The following is a 16,012-nucleotide window of genomic DNA, read 5'->3' as shown; positions in this document are numbered from 1 at the left end:
TCGCAGACCAGCCTCATCCCGGTCAGGATTGACGTTCTTAGCACTCACTTGGCGGGAGTGCTAAAGCCATTTTTAGCAGTCAGGGGTAGGGAGTGCAACGTCGGGGCCCGCGCGTGGAGTGCGCTTTGAGCGAACATGGGTGTCCGACTTTTTCACGTCTGCTGCCGAGCTCCGCTTGAGTTGCGCTCGGGTTGGGCCTGGCCGGGGAAATATGTTTGTGAATATTTTCGAACAGTCTTGCGCTCATGGTTTGGGGGTGGGTACAATGGTGGCATCGGTTGATACGCTGCACACAGTATCGAGGGGAGGGGACCATGACGGGGCGCATCGCACAGCTTGTGGACACTATCGGCGATGCTTTGGCGCAGCTTCGCGACGAGTTCGCCGACCCGTCTCTACTATCGCTGCATGATGTGGCCGCTGAGATGGAAAGGCTCGAGGAGCACCTTAACGCCAAAGCGCTTATCGACGCTTCATTCGCCTACCTGTGCGACCGTGACAACGCCGGACGACTCGTCGGGGCGGTCCACCCCAACGCCTACCTGACCACCCGACTAGGGCTCTCGGCCGGGGAAGCCTACGACCGGCTCGCCCGCGGACGCGACCTCTTCGCACCGCCAGTGACACCTGAACCGGCTGACACCGGTGGTGACGATGATGGTTCCGGTGGTTCAGGGTTTGAGCTCGAGTTCGGTACGGATAATGAGGAAACCGAACAGGCCCGCCGTGAGGCTGAAGAGCAAGCCCGCCGCAGCCAGGAAGAAGCACGCACCAAAGCAGCCGGGGTGTCCGCGGAGAAGCAGAACATCATCCGCCGCGAACTCGACAAGCTGCTTGCCCCCGCCCGCGGGGACCGCACCCGCATCCACGCCCAAGCCATGGATGAAGCCGCCTCCCGGGACGTAAAAGACCTCCGGATGTTCGTGCGCCGCAACGTCGACGCCGCCAACCGTAAGCACGCCCCACGAAATAACCCGAACGCAGGTTTTGCCAACCGCGCGGTCCACATCGGGCACCGCAAAGCTGACGGCACCCACGAGATCACCATCACCGCCACCGCCGGTGATACCGCACTATTCAAAGCGCACCTGGATAAAGGACTCGCCCCGCACACCAACACCGGTGATGCTCAGCGCGGTAATGATGGCACCGGCGAAACCGGTGGTGTGACGGATTACCGCACGCCACCCCAACGCCACTACGACCAATTCACCACCATCCTCAAAGCTTTCGAATCAGGCCAGCAAAAGCTCAGCGGTGGTGCGGCATCTGTCGTCATCGCCATGACAATGGACGATCTTGCCGATACTGACGGCTACGCTGCCGGCGGTGGCCTGTTTGCCACCAACACAGGTATCGACATTGATGTCATCGACATGGCCCGCCTCGGCCTGGGCACCCTGGATACCGCTGATTCAGACCAGGCGAACTTCATCCTCCAGCTCGACTCCGTCACTGCGGTGCCGCTGTCGATGGGTAAAACCCGCACTGCTTCGATCGGGCAGCGCATCGCGATGCTCGCCGTCCAAGGGGTCTGCTCCTGGACCGGATGCACCAAACCACTGACCGAATGCGAAGCCCACCACATCTTCGCCTGGATCCTGGGTGGTTTGACCACGATGGATAACCTCACCGGATTATGCCGGCAGCACCACAGATGCAACAACGACAACCGCGACGGCACCTGGGGCAAAGGACATATGGACTACGACCCCGACACCGGACAAGCCGGACTTGTCACACCCGGGGCTACACACATGCAGTTCAACACCACAGACCCCGCCCACCACTGCGCAGCCAACCGCATCCGCCGCAGAAACACCACCACCAGCATCACCACCGGCAGTGGCACCAGTGGGCCCACAACACCCACACCCAAAACCAGACCCGACCCACCCCTATTCCCACCAAACAACACACGACCCCGCACCCGAAAACAGCCCAGACCGCGAGCACATACCCATGCCCGCGAATAGAGAAGCGCTTCTCCCGATGCCACGCCCAAACCCGCATGCCCCAACGCCGCGGTCCGCGCAGACGCGCACCGTGAACACAGGCATGCCTGCACCTACTTCTCCTTCTCGACAAGCATTGCGGAAGCCGCACACCGTCGGCACCGCGAGTACGGTCGCGAACATGAACACCGACAACACCACAGCACAGCTCGTCCCCAACCGCGACAGGATCTTCAAGGACCTGTCCGGCCTCGTGTCGTTCAATTCCCCGCACTCCACACCGGAACTGGCCGACCAGCACTCCGCCGCCGCGGACTGGGTCACCGCCGCTGTGGCCGAGCATGGATTCGAGGTGGAGCGGCACCCCACCGTCGATAATGCGGACGTCATTATCGGCCGCCGCGCCGGCACCGATGGTGCGCCGACCGTGTTGCTGTACTCCCACTACGACATCGTTCCGGCCGGCGACCCCGCCGCTTGGACATCGGACCCGTTCACCCTCACTGCGCGCGACGGTCGCTGGTACGGGCGCGGCGCTTCCGACTGCAAAGGCAACATCGCCATGCACCTAGAAACTCTGCGGATGCTCGAGGCCGCCGGCGGCACCGACGCGAACCTGCTTGTCGTGGTCGAAGGCTCGGAAGAACTCGGCGGCGGTGGCCTGGAGAAGCTGATCGATGAGAAGCCGGACCTGTTCCGCGCCGACGTCATCCTGATCGCTGACTCTGGCAACGTTGCGGTCGGCACGCCCACCCTGACAACCGCCCTGCGCGGCGGCGCCCAGGTACGCGTGACCATGAAGACTTTGGAGGGCGCGATCCACTCCGGCACCTTCGGCGGGGCCGCACCCGACCCGGTGGCGGCGCTGATCCGGACGTTGGATTCGCTTCGCGACGAGCACGGCCGGACCGTCATCGACAGCCTCGACTGCACCCAGACATGGGAAGGTGAACCATACACCGCCGAGACCTTCCGCAAAGACGGCGGCGTCCTCGACGGCGTGGGCTTGATGGGCGATGCCGAGGCCGGCGAGCAGCCTTCCGACCTCGTATGGGCCCGCCCCGCCGTGAGCGTCACTGGCTTCACCTCCACCCCGGTGGACCAAGCCGTGAACGCGATCGTCCCCCAGGCGCAGGCGCAGCTCAACCTGCGCGTGCCCGCGACGATGGATCCGGCCGAGGCCGCCGAGGCCCTGAAACAACACCTGATCGACCACACTCCGTGGGGCGCGCATGTGGAGGTGGAGATCTTTGACATCAACCACGGGTTCGCCACCGACCCGGACCGCCCGGCCATTGGGCTGCTTGGCGCGTGTCTCCGCGAGGCCTACGCCGAGGACGACCCCGCCGTCGAGCTGGCCGTCGTCGCCTCCGGCGGATCGATCCCGCTCACGGCGACGTTGCAGAAGCACTTCCCCGACGCCGCCATCGCCATGTTCGGCGTGGAAGACAACGCAGCCGGCATCCACTCCGTGGACGAATCGGTGCACCCGTACGAAATCGAGCGGGTCGCCGTGGCGGAGGCACTCTTCCTCCAGCGGGTCTCACAGCTCTAACTCGCCCAAACCACGCCACCCATCCCGCAAGACGGAACATTCTCGGGCCTTTTTTGCGAGAGTTTTACCCGAAACCCGAGACCGCAGATACAGGGGCTGAGATGGGAGAACGGCGGGCGGGGGCGTCGATAAGCGAGTGGCGCGCGTATATGAATCGACGAAATGTGTTGCGCGTCACGTGAAGCTCGCTTAAAGTGACTGTCATGCAAAAGCGCATTCTTCTACTAGCGGTACTACGGGCCACGGACCCCGACGCGGAGTAACCGACTCCACGCGGCACGGGTGAGTGGTCGTTAGCCAACCAGTACAAGCGAGTCGGTACTCCTCCCCCACACAACACCGCGAAATGTAGAAGGACTCGACATGTCGAACACGACCGCCTTTGCCACCCAGACTCAGACCCAGCAGACCCGCACCGGGGAACTCGATCCGTTCCAGCTGCGCTTCGAATCCCCCCGCCGCCTCCCGCGCGAACTGCGCGAGGAAGCCATGGGCATGAGCTGGTCGCTGTTCACCGCCACCTACGCGCCGACCCCGACGCTGCGGATCTCCGACATCCACACGGATAAGGCGAACTGGTGCTACAACAGCTACTCCGCTGATGTCACCAAGACCTCCAAGACGTTCCCGCCGCAGACGACCCACCACGAGGTCACCGCCTCCGGCCCGGCCCACGCGTTCGCTGCGATGCTGGCGACCGAAGGCCGCTACATCGAGATCCTCGAATTCCACCAGATCGAGCTGTACGAGGCAACGTTCACCGCGATCAAGGTCGCCCACCAGATCAACGAGCGCAACACCGCGTGGGCCATCGGCTTCGGCCCCACCTCCGAGGCTTCCATCGCCGCCGCCATGTCTTCCGGCGCCCAGCGCATCTACGGATAACCCGCGGATCTGCGGCTAACTCCGAATCTATGGCCAACCCCGATAGCCTCTAATCCACGTCGAACCCCCGGATTACGGCCGCGGCAATAAACCGGTAAAGTAAATCCCGTTGGCCGCGCCAGCGATGACGCGCCTTTTTTGATTTGGTCTCATTATTTCCCAAGTTGAGCTGGGTGTTTCTGTCCTGTCAGCGCGCCGGAAAAACGTGCGAAAACTAGATTCGAATCTTGGGAGGCCCTGTGATCACGCTGCTCTTCGCCCTCGTCGCAGCCACCGCGGCCGCCCCGTTTTTGCTTCGCGCGTTCGGCCGCCCCGCCTTCGGCATCCTGGCCCTGGTTCCCGGGGCCGGTTTCGCGTGGATGGTGTACCAGTTCGCCGACGGCACCTTCAAAGATGGCGGCGAAATCCTGGCCAGCTATCCGTGGATGCCCGGGCTGTATCTCAACCTGGAGTTCCGGCTCGATGCCCTCGCGGGCCTGTTCTCCCTGATCATCCTCGGCGCGGGCGCCCTGGTGCTGCTGTACTGCTGGGGGTATTTCGACACGAACCCCATTCGCCTGAGCATCTTCAGCTCCCAGCTGACTATGTTCGCCATGGCGATGTACGGCTTGGTCATCTCCGACAACTTCCTGGTCATGTACATCTTCTGGGAGATCACGTCGGTACTGTCGTTCCTGCTGGTCTCCTACTACGGTGAGCGCGCGTCGTCACGCCGCGCCGCCAACCAGGCGCTACTGGTCACCACCTTCGGCGGCCTGGCCATGCTGCTGGGCATCGTCCTCTTCGGCACCCAGACCGGCATTTGGCGGCTGTCCGAAATCCCCGCCCGCACCGAGCTGGCGGACGTCCCGTGGATTTCCGCCGTCGTGGTGCTGCTGCTCCTTGGCGCCCTGACCAAGTCCGCCCAGGCCCCGTTCCACTTCTGGCTGCCCGGCGCGATGGCCGCCCCGACACCGGTCTCGGCCTACTTGCACTCCGCAGCCATGGTGAAGGCTGGCGTTTACCTCATCGCCCGCCTCGCGCCCGACTTTGCACCCATCCCGGCCTGGCACGTCGTGGTCATCCCGGCCGGCATCTTCACCATGCTCCTCGGCGGCTGGATGGCTCTGAAGCAGGTCGACCTGAAACTCATCCTCGCCTATGGCACCGTCTCGCAGCTGGGATTCATGATCGCCGTCATCGGCATCGGTTCCCCCTCCGCCACCATGGCGGGCCTGACCTTGGTGTTCAGCCACTCGCTATTCAAAGCAGCGCTGTTCATGATCGTCGGCGCCATCGACCACACCACCGGCACCCGCGACATCCGCGAACTGTCCGGCCTGGGCCGCCGCGAACCACTGGTCGCCATCCTGGCCACCATCTCCGCTGCGTCGATGGCGGGCATTCCGCCGCTGTGGGGCTTCGTCGCCAAAGAAGCCGCCCTCGAAGCGACCCTGCATGAGGAACTGCTAGTCGGCATGCCGCGCAACATGATGCTCGTGGCGTTCGTGGTCGGCTCCATCCTCACCATGGCGTACTCGCTGTACTTCCTGTGGGGCGCCTTCGCCCGCAAAAAAGAGCACGAGCTCAGCGAAGACACAGAGCTTATCGACGGCTCCACCCCCGCCGTCCGCGACCGCGACCCCATCCAATTCCTCCAGTGGTTGCCTCCTGCGGTCCTGACCGTCCTGACGGTTATCTTCGGACCGTTCCCTGGCCTGCTGTCGGACGCGTTCAACCAGCACCTCGACGTGCGCTTCCCCGGCGACCCCGGCAAAGACCTGAAGCTGTGGCACGGCATCACGGTGCCGCTCATGCTCACGATCGTCATTGTGCTGGTGGGCACCGTCATGTTCCTGCAGCGCCAGCTGGTGGCCCGCGCTCAGTTCGACCGCCCGGCGCTGGGCGATGCAGATGCTCTCTGGGACAACATGCTCAAGGCGTTGCGGCAGGCGTCGCTACGCTTGACCGCGTCGACGCAGCGTGGTTCGTTGACCATCAACCTGGCCACGATCTTCGCTGTGCTCATGGTCGTGCCCATCGGCGCGCTGATCATCGGCGGCGCCAACGACATCCGCATGATCCTGTGGGATTCTCCGTGGCAGGGCATGGCCGCGATCATCCTGATGATCTGCGCTGTCGCCGCGACCCGCGCCCGGAACCGTTTGTCCATCGTGATCTTGGTGGGCATGACGGGCTACGCCCTGGCGTTCATGTTCGCTCTGCACGGCGCGCCGGACCTGGCGCTGACGCAGGTGCTTGTGGAGACGATCGTCATGGTCGTGTTCATGCTCGTCCTGCGCAAGCTGCCCACCGACGTCGATGTCCGCAAGGACTTGGATAACCGCCTGCGGGCCTGGCTGTCGGTCGGCACCGGCCTGTCCGTGGTGGTCGTGGCCATGGTGGCCATGTCCGCCCGCACCGCCACGCCGATCTCCGAGTTCATGCCCGACCTCGCCTTTGAGATCGGCCACGGCCGCAACACCGTGAACGTGCTGCTGGTGGACCTGCGCGCCGCCGATACCCTCGGTGAGATCAGCGTCCTGGTCATCGCCGCGACCGGCGTGGCCTCCCTGATCTACCGCACCCAGTCCTTCCAGCGCAGCTCGCGCCGCCCGACGCTGAGTTCCCGGCAACCGCGCTGGCTGGCCTCCGGCGTGGACACGGAGAAGTCGCAGAACCGCTCGATCATGGTGGACGTGGTCACCCGCATCCTCTTCCCGTCGATGATCCTGCTGTCGGCGTACTTCTTCTTCTCCGGCCACAACGCGCCCGGCGGCGGCTTCGCCGGCGGCTTGGTCGCTGGCCTCGCCTTCACGCTGCGCTACCTCGCCGGCGGCCGCGAGGAACTCGAAGAGGCCCTGCCGGTCGACCCGGCAAAGATCCTGGGCACCGGCCTGCTGCTCTCCGGCGCCGCGGCGATCATCCCCATGTTCATGGGCTACCCGCCGCTGACCTCGGGTTATATTGAGCCGGAGCTGCCGCTCATCGGCCCGGTCACCATCCCCAGCGCCCTGCTTTTCGACGCCGGCGTCTACGCCATTGTCATCGGCCTGGCCATGCACATCCTGCATTCCCTGGGCGGCCAGCTCGACCTGGAAGAGGACGAGCGCAAGGAGCGCGCCCGCGACCGTGCCCGCGCCCTGCAGCGCAAGAACGAACAGCGGCGTGCTGCCCGCGAGGAAACCCTCGCCCAGCGCGAACGAGAACGGGAAGCCGAGAAACAGAAGAAAGCCGAGACATCTCGTGGGGGCGGCGAGGAGCGAAGCGAGGGCCGGCCCCACGCGTCGATAAGCGGAAAGGAGCTGTAGGTGGAAGCGAACCTATTTTTGCTCATGGCGTCTGGCGTGATGATCGCGTGCGGCGTGTACCTCATGCTGGACCGCGCGATGACGCGCATGCTGCTCGGCGTGATGCTCATCGGCAACGGCGCGAACCTGCTGCTGCTGCAATCCGGCGGGCAGGCGGGGTCGCCGCCGATCCGGGACCGCGAATCCTTCATTTTCGGCGACGTGATTGCGGATCCGTTGGCGCAGGCGATGATTCTCACCGCGATTGTGATTTCGATGGCGATGACCTCATTCATCCTCGCGCTGCTGTACAGGCAGTACCGCTACCGTACTGACGACGTGATTGAGCACGACGCCGAGGACCAGGCGATTGCGGCGCGCCCCGCGACGCCGTCTGCCGCGCCGGACGCTGACGCCTCCGATGACCCCGAAACTGGCCGCCTCTCTCGCGGCGGCGACGCCTTCGGCCCCCGCTCCTTCGAGGAACCCGTGAAGGAGGCGCAAGATGGGCGCTAACGTCGACCACACGTGGTACACGTCCTATGTGGACTGGCTGATGCCATACATGCCGTACATCATCCCGCTGCCGGTGCTCATCCCGGCGCTGGCCGCGGCGCTGATTCTCTTGGCCGGAAAGCACCGCGTGCTGCAGCGCAACATCGCGTTCTTCACGTTCCTGGTGCTCGCCGTCATCGCGGCGTCGATGATTCTGGTAGCCGACATCGAAGGCATCCAGACCGTGCAGCTAGGCGGCTGGGACGCGCCGATCGGCATCACCTTCGTCGCCGACCGTCTTTCCGGCATCATGCTGTTCGTCTCGGCGATCGTGCTGTTCTGCGTGATGTGGTTCGCCATCTCGCAAGGTATTCGTGACGGCAACGAGAACGACCCCGTGGAAGTCTTCCTGCCCATCTACATGCTGCTGTCCATGGGCGTGAACCTCTCGTTCCTGGCAGGCGACCTGTTCAACCTCTATGTCGGCTTCGAAATCTTCCTCGTCGCGTCCTACGTCCTGCTCACCATGGGCGCGTCCCCGCTGCGTGTCCGCGCCGGCATCGGTTATGTCATGGTGTCCATGGCGTCATCGATGGTCTTCTTGTTCGCGCTCGGTCTGGTCTACGCGTCCGTGGGCACGATCAACATGGCGCAAGCGGGCATGGGCCTCGAGGAGCTTAACGACGGCACCCGCGCCGCCATCTTCGCCACCCTGCTCGTCGCCTTCGGCATTAAGGCTGCGATCTTCCCCCTGGACGCCTGGCTGCCCGACTCCTACCCCACCGCCGCGTCCCTGGTCACCGCCGTCTTCGCGGGCCTTTTGACCAAGGTGGGTGTGTACTCCATCATCCGCGTGCGCGTCACCATGTTCACCGACGGGTCGTTGGACATTCTGATGATGTGGGTCGCGCTGGCCACGATGATTGTCGGTGTCATGGGTGCCCTGGCCCAGAACGACATCAAGCGTCTCCTGTCGTTCACCCTGGTCAGCCACATCGGCTACATGATTTTCGGCGTGGCCTTGGGTTCGCAGCACGGCCTCAACGGCGCGATCTTCTACGCCGTCCACCACATTCTGGTGCAGACCTCGCTGTTCCTGGTGGTCAGCCTGATCGAGCGCCAGGTCGGCTCCTCGCAGCTGCGCCGGCTCGGCTCGCTGCTGTATACCGCCCCGTTCATCGCGATTTTGTACTTCGTCCCGGCGCTCAACCTGGGTGGCATCCCGCCGTTTTCCGGTTTCTTAGGCAAAGTCATGCTGCTGCAGGCCGGTGCCGAAGACGGCACGTGGCTGTCGTGGGTGCTCATCGTCGGCGCCGTGGTGACATCGCTGCTCACCCTCTACGCCATGATGATCGTCTGGTCGAAGGCGTTCCTGCGCGACCGATCCGACGCCCCCGAAGGCAACGTCACCAGCGTGCGCGTGAGCCCGCTGGCTGACATTCACGACACCGTCGACGCCTCCGAACGCTCCGACGTCGGCCGCGTCCCGTTCGGCATGATGGCCTCCACCACCACGCTGATCGCCGCGTCCGTGGGCATCACGATCCTGGCCGGCCCAATCTCCGCCATCACCGGCCGCGCCGCCGACTCCGCGATGGACCAATCCATCTACCGCACCGCTGTGCTCGGCGACGATTGGTCGAACCCCTCGCGCACCCTCGACCAAGACAGGCTTGACGACGGCTCCGACACCATCGACCAGCGACGCCACGACATCCGCACCCCTGACGCTGGGGTCTCCACCGCACCCGTGCCCTCGTCGGCCGACACGGGCGCGCGGGCGGACAACGGCGGCACCAACCCCTCCTACGAAGAGGAGAAGGCCACCGGCGGGGTGCGCCCCGAGCGTGAAAAATCTTCCGTCGTCGGGGAGGCAGAGGACTCATGATGCAAAGATTCCGCAGCCGCTTCCGCCCCTGGTTCATCGTCTGGCTGACCCTCATGTGGATCCTGCTCATGGGTGAACTGAGCTGGGGCAACGTCTTCGCCGGCCTCGCTTTAGGCATCCTGATCACCGTGCTGCTGCCCCTGCCGCCGCTGCCCACCGGCGGCATCAGCATCGACTTCTGGGAGCTGAGCAAGTTCGGTATCCGCTGGGTCGGCCAGCTCTTCACCGCCGCCATCCAGGTGTCGTGGCTCGCCATCCGGCCCGCTGACCCGCCGAAGAGCGGCATTTTCAAGGTGCCCATGCGCTTGGGGTCCGAGCTGGAACTCTACTTCGCCACATGCGCCTACAACCTCCAACCCGGCGGCTGCGTCACCGATATCGACCTGGCCAACCGCATCTGGACCATCCACGTGCTCAACGCCGGATCCCAGCAAGCAATCGACAAGGCCCTCCATGACGTCAAGGAGCTGGAGGCCTCCATGATCGCCATCTTCGAGAAGAGAAAGGCCCACTGATCCACCATGGACGACATGATTTACAACTCCGTGCTGGCCGTCGCGGCCGCGTTCCTTGTCGCCGGGTTCTTCATCACCACCTGGCGCCTCGTGGTCGGCCCCAACTCGCTCGACCGGGTCATCGCCATGGACGGCGTTGTCGCCTCACTCCAGTGCGCGCTGGCCACCTACATCTGCTGGACCCTCGACACCACCGTGGTCAATGCGATGTTCGTCGTCGCCCTGCTAGGCTTCATCGGCTCCCTGTCGGTGGCCCGCTTCCGCAAGAGGGACGGTGCACTCTAATGACCTGGGAATTCATCTCCGACGTCCTGTCGCTCATCTTCATCAGCTTCGGCGCCCTGCAGGTCTTCTTCGCCTCCGTCGGCATCGCCCGCTTCGGCAACACCCTCGCCCGCATTCACGCTGTCACCAAACCTCAGACTGTGGGGCTGGTGCTGGTGATCATCGGCGTCATCTTCCGCCTCACCGGCTCCGACAGCTTCGGGCCCGGCCAGCGCGGCGACATCGGAATGCTCTTCCTCCTACTCCTCTTCGCCCTCATGACAAACCCGGTCACCGCGCAGCGCCTCGGCCGCGTCTCCCGACGCGAAGCCCTCTACGGCGGCGACGACCAGATCGCCGTCAACGAGAACCCCGCGAAGTACTAGCCGCGCAGCTCAGCAACCGTGGCGTCGACCACGTCGCGCCAGTCCCCCGTCCGCTCGTAGATCGCGCGCTGACGCTGATACGCCGCGCCCTGCTCGATGATCCCCGGCACCAGATTCAGCTCATCAACGCACCCCAAACGCTGCGCCACCGGCTGGAGCTCCTCGACCATGTCATACAGCTCATCGGTGACGAGGCGCTCATCCGTCGCACGACTCGTGATCACCTCGGCCTCCAGGCCATAACGAGCGCCCCTCCATTTGTTTTCTGCGACGTGCCAGGGTTGGAGGGTGGGCAGGTCGCGGCCGTCGTCAAGCATCGCGTCGTAGTGCACCACCAAACAGTGCGTGAGCGCCACAACCGCCGCGAGCTCGCGGAGGGTCGGCGATGCGTCCGAAATACGCACCTCGATGGTGCCCCACTTCGCCGCCGGGCGGACGTCGAAATGCATTGAGCCGGTGTGCGACGTGACGCCCGAGGTGGTCTGGTCGCGCATGAACTGCACCCACTCCGACCAATTTTGGAACTGGTACGGCATTCCGGCGGTGGGAAGCTGCTGGTACAGCATCGTGCGGTTCGACGCGTATCCCGTGTCCAGGCCCTCCCACGCTGGGCTCGCCGCGCTAACCGCCAGCAAATGCGGGTACTTCGTCATGATCGCGTTGATGATCGGCCACACCCGCTCCTCATGCCGAATGCCCACGTGAACGTGCGTACCCCACAGCAACATCTGCTGGCCCCAGTACTGCGTGCGGTTAACGATCTCCTGGTACGTCGGCTTATCCCCCACCGCCTGCTCGCGGAAATCCGAGAACGGGTGGCCGCCGCTCGCCCACAACTGCAAGTTCTTCTCGTCCGTGACGGCCTGAATCTTGTCCTTCGTGGCGCGGAGATACTCGATCGCCTCCGCCGTATTGCGGCACACCGGGGTGACCAGCTCGACCGTGTTCTGCAGGAACTCCTTTTCCAGGTGCACATCCGGCCAGCGATCGTTCACCGCCTGGATCACCTCCGGGCCGCGCGCCACCAAGTCGCGAGTGGCTGGGTCGATCACACCAATCTCCCACTCCACGCCCAACGACGGGCCCTCCGAGCGGTTGAAATCGCGGAACGGGTCCATAACGGAGTGGGCGGCGGGGTTGTGCGTGGGGTTCGCGTTGCTCGCGGTGTTCGCGTTGGGCTGCATTGTTTCTGAATACGTCATGCGGGGCGGTTTTACAATTTTAATATCGCCTTCTGGCGGATTTCAGCAGCATTTTCCCAGGTCGGATCTTAGCGAACTCAGTAGAAGGCGATACTAAAACGACAAAACCGGCCTTTCGTGCGGTCGGGTGCCGCCACAAGGCCGGTTTTCGTGAACTTTGTCGGCTAGAGGTTCACCGGGCCGGTCAGAACCAGCGTCAGGGAACCAGGGTTGTTCGCTTCGCTCGGCACGGTCGGGTCGTTCGCCTTAGCGACACCCCCAACGCGGTCCGCCAGCACCCGCGCCCGCTCCTCCGCACCCGGGGTCGCCGGGTCGAAGAAGACGGTGTTCTGCTCGAGGACGGCCTGCTGCTCACCAATGTTGCCGACCTCACCGACCTGCACACCCTGCCCCTTGAGCTGGTCAGACACCTCGGCTGCGAGGTTCGGGACGGTGGAGTTGTTGTAGACGTTGATCGTCTCGTTCTCAGCCGTCATCGCCTGGCCGCTGGCCGCCGGCGCAGCGCCTTCCGGAGTGCGGTTGTCGGCCTGGTTGGTCTGGGCGCTGTCGTTACTCGCGTTCTGCCGGCTGTCGTTCTGCGCAGCCGGATCCAGCTCGTTGCCGTCGTGGCCGCTCGGCACGTTCGAGCTGTTCTGGCCGTTCGCGTTCTGCACCTGCTCCGGGGTCTGCTCCTGCGCGACGTCGCCGGAATTATCCTTCTGCATCATCGCGTAGAGGCCCCACAGTCCGAGCAGCGCGGCAACGGCAATCAGGATCATCGCGAGGCCACGCTTAGGCACACTACCTGCGGCGACAGCGGAGCTACCTGCCCTTTCGCTTCTCGACGCCCGCACCGCCGGCACCATCACCGTCCGATCGTCATACGCGTCCTCGTACTGGTCGACGTACTCGTCAGCCGGGTAACCGTCTGCGTACTCTTCCTCGGGGTACTCTGCCTCGGCAAACTCGCCGTTGGAGTAATCATCGACGTAATCGCGGCCGCCGTATCCGCGGTCGCTATAAACGGTGTCGCCGTAAGCAGCGTCACGGGTGTGAAGGTCACCGCCGGTGTACGCGCTCGCTCCAGCTGCACCAACGGTGCCAGCTGCACCAGCCGCGCTTACTGCTCCAGCCGAGGCGCCGAAGTCATAATCGTCCTCGTCGCGGCGGCGGTGCCTACCGCCCGAAGATGCGCGCTCAGCCGGAGTAGCCGGCGCGTCCGGTTCTAGAGGGGTGTCGTAGTACTCCTCGTAGGCTTCGCCGAAGGAGCCGTCGGAAATTTCGTCGTACCGGTCGGAGTAAAGGTGCGACGAACGATCGAAGGTGCCAGGTTTACCAGAGTTCACATTAGTCACAGCAGTCACCCTAGTTGTCTCTTTTGTCTCGAAAGGTTTGCGACGCGCCGACTCTTTCAATGCGCTTTGCAGAAAAGTTGACAAACCCGATTTTCGCCTAGAACCGAAACAGCTGGTCAGCGAGTTTTGGTGTCATACAGGCACCTCGAGCTCGTCAACTTTTCCGCAACACACTGCCACTGAAACCCCGAACGCAGCTCAGACACAGTGTAGAACGCGTGCCCCGTAGGCGCTTGTGCAAAAGATGACGAACTCGATGTCGCTCTGGAACTATCGCCGCAGGTAAGAGCGCTTTCAGGCAGCAAACCGAAATCGGGTTTGTAGACTTTTGCAGCGCGAACTGCGAGGGCTGGCCAGGCGAGCTCGCCAGCGCGGGCCAGCCAAGACCACCACACCAGCCCGGCCTACCAACCAGGCCCGCGAACCCCTACCCTGCGTCGCGGCCGAGGGCGCGGGCGTCGCGCAGCCTCTGGAGTCTGCGGATGAGTTGGGGGTTGTGGGAGAGGGCGGTGGGGTCGTCGATAAGTGTGTTGAGCTTTTGGTAGTACCTGAACGGCGACATGCCCAGCTCAACCCGGATGGCTTCTTCGCGCGCGCCGAGGCTGCGGGGCGCGCGGTCCGCGAAGTCGAGGATGGTCAGGTCGGTGGGGTCCATGCGCGAAACTATACTGGTCGCCATGATCCGACCGATTGTCATACACGGTGACCCCGTCCTGCACACGCCGACCGAGCCTGTCACTGAGCCGGTCGCGGAGCTCAAAGAGCTCATCGCCGACATGCACGAGACGATGGACGCGGCGAACGGCGTGGGGCTGGCCGCGAATCAGATCGGCGTGAATAAGCGCTTGTTCGTGTACCACTGCCCAGATGGCGATACGATGCGCCGCGGCACGGTGATCAATCCGGTGCTGGAGACCAGCGATATCCCGAAGACGATGCCAAAGGACGACGGCGAAGACGACGAAGGTTGCCTTTCCGTCCCCGGCGAGTCCTTCCCGACGGCGCGCGCCGAGTGGGCGAAGGTCACCGGCCTCGACGAGAACGGCGACCCAGTCGAGGTCGAGGGCACCGGTTTCTTCGCGCGCTGCCTGCAGCATGAGGTCGGCCACCTGGACGGGTACGTGTACCTGGACGTTCTCACCGGCCGGTACAAGCGCGAGGCGAAGCGCGCGGTGAAGGCGAACGGGTGGACTGAGGCCGGCAACACGTGGCTGCCGGGCACCGACGAGGACCCGTTCGGGCACTAGAAGAGCACTAGTGTTCCGCGCTGAACCCCTCTCCCCGGGCGACCGGGTGGTGGTGCGCCGCCGCTTCGGCAACCACGCCACGGACGTCATCGGCCACATCGAGGCGCTCGACCCGCTGGTCATCCGCCCGCAGAAAGTCGGCGGCCTGCCGTCCGAGGCGGAAGCGCTGACCATCCCGGCCGAGGACATCCTGGTCCTCCGCCGCCTCAGCCCGCGCCGCATCCGCAATTCCGACATCCGCGCCGTCGAAACCGCGTACGCCCGCGCGTTCCCCGGCCAAGAGCGCATGCTCATCGACGGCTGGCTCACCCGCTCCGGTTCCTCCATCGCCGAACGCTCCAACTCGGCCACCCCGATCGGGCATTCGGCTGGTTTTCAACCGGTTCCGCTCGCCGAGATCACTGCGTTCTATGCCGAGCGGGGGATGCCGGTGCAGTTGTTGATTCCGGAGCGCATCGGCAAGCCGGCGGCCGACTTGGTCGCACGCGAGCAGGGTGCGGGTGGTGCGGGCTGGGAGCTCGGGCCGGAGATCATCACGATGACGCGTGAGCTCGCCGGCGAAGACGCGGAGACCGAGCCCGGCGCGCTGGCCAGCGGGTTCACCTTCCGCATCGACTCCCAGCCCTCCGACGACTGGCTGTCGATGTACCACTTCCGCGGCCAGCCGTTGCCGCCGGAAGCCCTGGCAGAGTTGCGTGACGGGATTGAGGGGGAGATGGGGTTCGGCTCCCTCCTCGACACGCAGGGCAACGTCGTCGCGGTCACCCGCGGCACGATCACCGAGTCCGATGACGGCCGCGCCTGGCTGGGGTATTCCGCAGTCGAAGTCGCGCCGGAGTACCGCAGGCGCGGGCTTGGCACACTGCTGGGTGGGCGCATGCTCGAGTGGGGTACGCGGCGCGGGGCCGACGCGGCGTACCTCCAGGTCCTGGCGACCAACGACGCAGGCATCGGCCTTTACGACAAGCTGGGCTTCACCGAGCACCACCGCCACCGCTACGCCCGGCTAGGGTAGAT

Annotated in this window: 14 protein-coding genes; 11 read left to right on the top strand and 3 right to left on the bottom strand. The window is 64.5% G+C overall.

The annotated features are described in order from the left end of the window. Positions 1 to 314 precede the first annotated feature (314 nt). The 9 genes from HMPREF0291_RS04220 (at position 315) to HMPREF0291_RS04180 (ending at position 11,212) form a co-directional block, all read left to right on the top strand. The gene (locus tag HMPREF0291_RS04220) at positions 315 to 1,976 is read left to right on the top strand and encodes a DUF222 domain-containing protein (RefSeq protein ID WP_005288445.1); all 1,662 of its coding nucleotides are present in this window, start codon (positions 315 to 317) and stop codon (positions 1,974 to 1,976) included. A 160-nt stretch (positions 1,977 to 2,136) separates the two neighbouring features. Beyond that, complete coding sequence (locus HMPREF0291_RS04215; RefSeq protein ID WP_005288443.1) at positions 2,137 to 3,510, top strand: M20/M25/M40 family metallo-hydrolase; 1,374 nt, start codon at positions 2,137 to 2,139, stop codon at positions 3,508 to 3,510. 363 nt (positions 3,511 to 3,873) lie between these two features. Continuing rightward, a complete protein-coding gene (locus HMPREF0291_RS04210) occupies positions 3,874 to 4,395 on the top strand; it encodes a hypothetical protein (protein WP_005288441.1) in 522 nt (173 codons plus the stop codon). A 239-nt stretch (positions 4,396 to 4,634) separates the two neighbouring features. Next, positions 4,635 to 7,685 carry a Na+/H+ antiporter subunit A gene (locus HMPREF0291_RS04205; RefSeq protein WP_005288435.1) on the top strand — a complete coding sequence of 1,017 codons (3,051 nt, stop codon included), beginning with the start codon at positions 4,635 to 4,637 and terminating at the stop codon, positions 7,683 to 7,685. Next, positions 7,686 to 8,180: a Na(+)/H(+) antiporter subunit C gene (locus HMPREF0291_RS04200; protein WP_005288433.1), complete on the top strand. Its 495-nt coding sequence runs from the start codon at positions 7,686 to 7,688 to the stop codon at positions 8,178 to 8,180. After that, positions 8,170 to 10,047, top strand: coding sequence for a Na+/H+ antiporter subunit D (locus tag HMPREF0291_RS04195; protein ID WP_005288430.1), 1,878 nt, complete (start codon positions 8,170 to 8,172; stop codon positions 10,045 to 10,047). The genes HMPREF0291_RS04200 and HMPREF0291_RS04195 overlap by 11 nt, the downstream gene beginning before the upstream one ends. Beyond that, positions 10,044 to 10,562: a Na+/H+ antiporter subunit E gene (locus tag HMPREF0291_RS04190; protein WP_005288425.1), complete on the top strand. Its 519-nt coding sequence runs from the start codon at positions 10,044 to 10,046 to the stop codon at positions 10,560 to 10,562. Before HMPREF0291_RS04195 ends, HMPREF0291_RS04190 begins: the two co-directional genes overlap by 4 nt. 6 nt (positions 10,563 to 10,568) lie before the next feature. Then, positions 10,569 to 10,847: a monovalent cation/H+ antiporter complex subunit F gene (locus HMPREF0291_RS04185; protein WP_005288422.1), complete on the top strand. Its 279-nt coding sequence runs from the start codon at positions 10,569 to 10,571 to the stop codon at positions 10,845 to 10,847. Continuing rightward, positions 10,847 to 11,212: a monovalent cation/H(+) antiporter subunit G gene (locus tag HMPREF0291_RS04180; RefSeq protein ID WP_005288420.1), complete on the top strand. Its 366-nt coding sequence runs from the start codon at positions 10,847 to 10,849 to the stop codon at positions 11,210 to 11,212. Before HMPREF0291_RS04185 ends, HMPREF0291_RS04180 begins: the two co-directional genes overlap by 1 nt. Here the strand turns inward: HMPREF0291_RS04180 and HMPREF0291_RS04175 are convergent. The 3 genes from HMPREF0291_RS04175 to HMPREF0291_RS04165 all read right to left on the bottom strand — a co-directional run bounded on the left by HMPREF0291_RS04175 (position 11,209) and on the right by HMPREF0291_RS04165 (position 14,403). Next, positions 11,209 to 12,330 (bottom strand): glutamate--cysteine ligase, encoded by a 1,122-nt coding sequence (locus HMPREF0291_RS04175; RefSeq protein WP_040424176.1) that lies wholly within the window; start codon positions 12,328 to 12,330, stop codon positions 11,209 to 11,211. The genes HMPREF0291_RS04180 and HMPREF0291_RS04175 overlap by 4 nt on opposite strands. A 248-nt stretch (positions 12,331 to 12,578) precedes the next feature. After that, positions 12,579 to 13,748, bottom strand: coding sequence for a LytR C-terminal domain-containing protein (locus HMPREF0291_RS11250; RefSeq protein WP_005288415.1), 1,170 nt, complete (start codon positions 13,746 to 13,748; stop codon positions 12,579 to 12,581). A gap of 427 nt (positions 13,749 to 14,175) precedes the next feature. Next, on the bottom strand, positions 14,176 to 14,403 hold the full coding sequence (locus HMPREF0291_RS04165; RefSeq protein WP_005288412.1) for a DUF3263 domain-containing protein: 228 nt from the start codon (positions 14,401 to 14,403) through the stop codon (positions 14,176 to 14,178). A gap of 22 nt (positions 14,404 to 14,425) precedes the next feature. On the opposite strand from HMPREF0291_RS04165, the gene HMPREF0291_RS04160 reads away from it, so the two are divergent. Further along, on the top strand, positions 14,426 to 14,995 hold the full coding sequence (locus HMPREF0291_RS04160) for a peptide deformylase (protein ID WP_040423483.1): 570 nt from the start codon (positions 14,426 to 14,428) through the stop codon (positions 14,993 to 14,995). A gap of 10 nt (positions 14,996 to 15,005) precedes the next feature. Then, the gene (locus HMPREF0291_RS04155) at positions 15,006 to 16,010 is read left to right on the top strand and encodes an N-acetylglutamate synthase, CG3035 family (protein ID WP_005288406.1); all 1,005 of its coding nucleotides are present in this window, start codon (positions 15,006 to 15,008) and stop codon (positions 16,008 to 16,010) included. Positions 16,011 to 16,012 lie beyond the last annotated feature (2 nt).

This window comes from Corynebacterium genitalium ATCC 33030, assembly GCF_000143825.1.
Lineage (GTDB): Bacteria > Actinomycetota > Actinomycetes > Mycobacteriales > Mycobacteriaceae > Corynebacterium > Corynebacterium genitalium.
The sequence above is the reverse complement of the archived record's forward strand: the minus strand, read 5'-3'. Positions and strand labels throughout refer to the sequence as shown.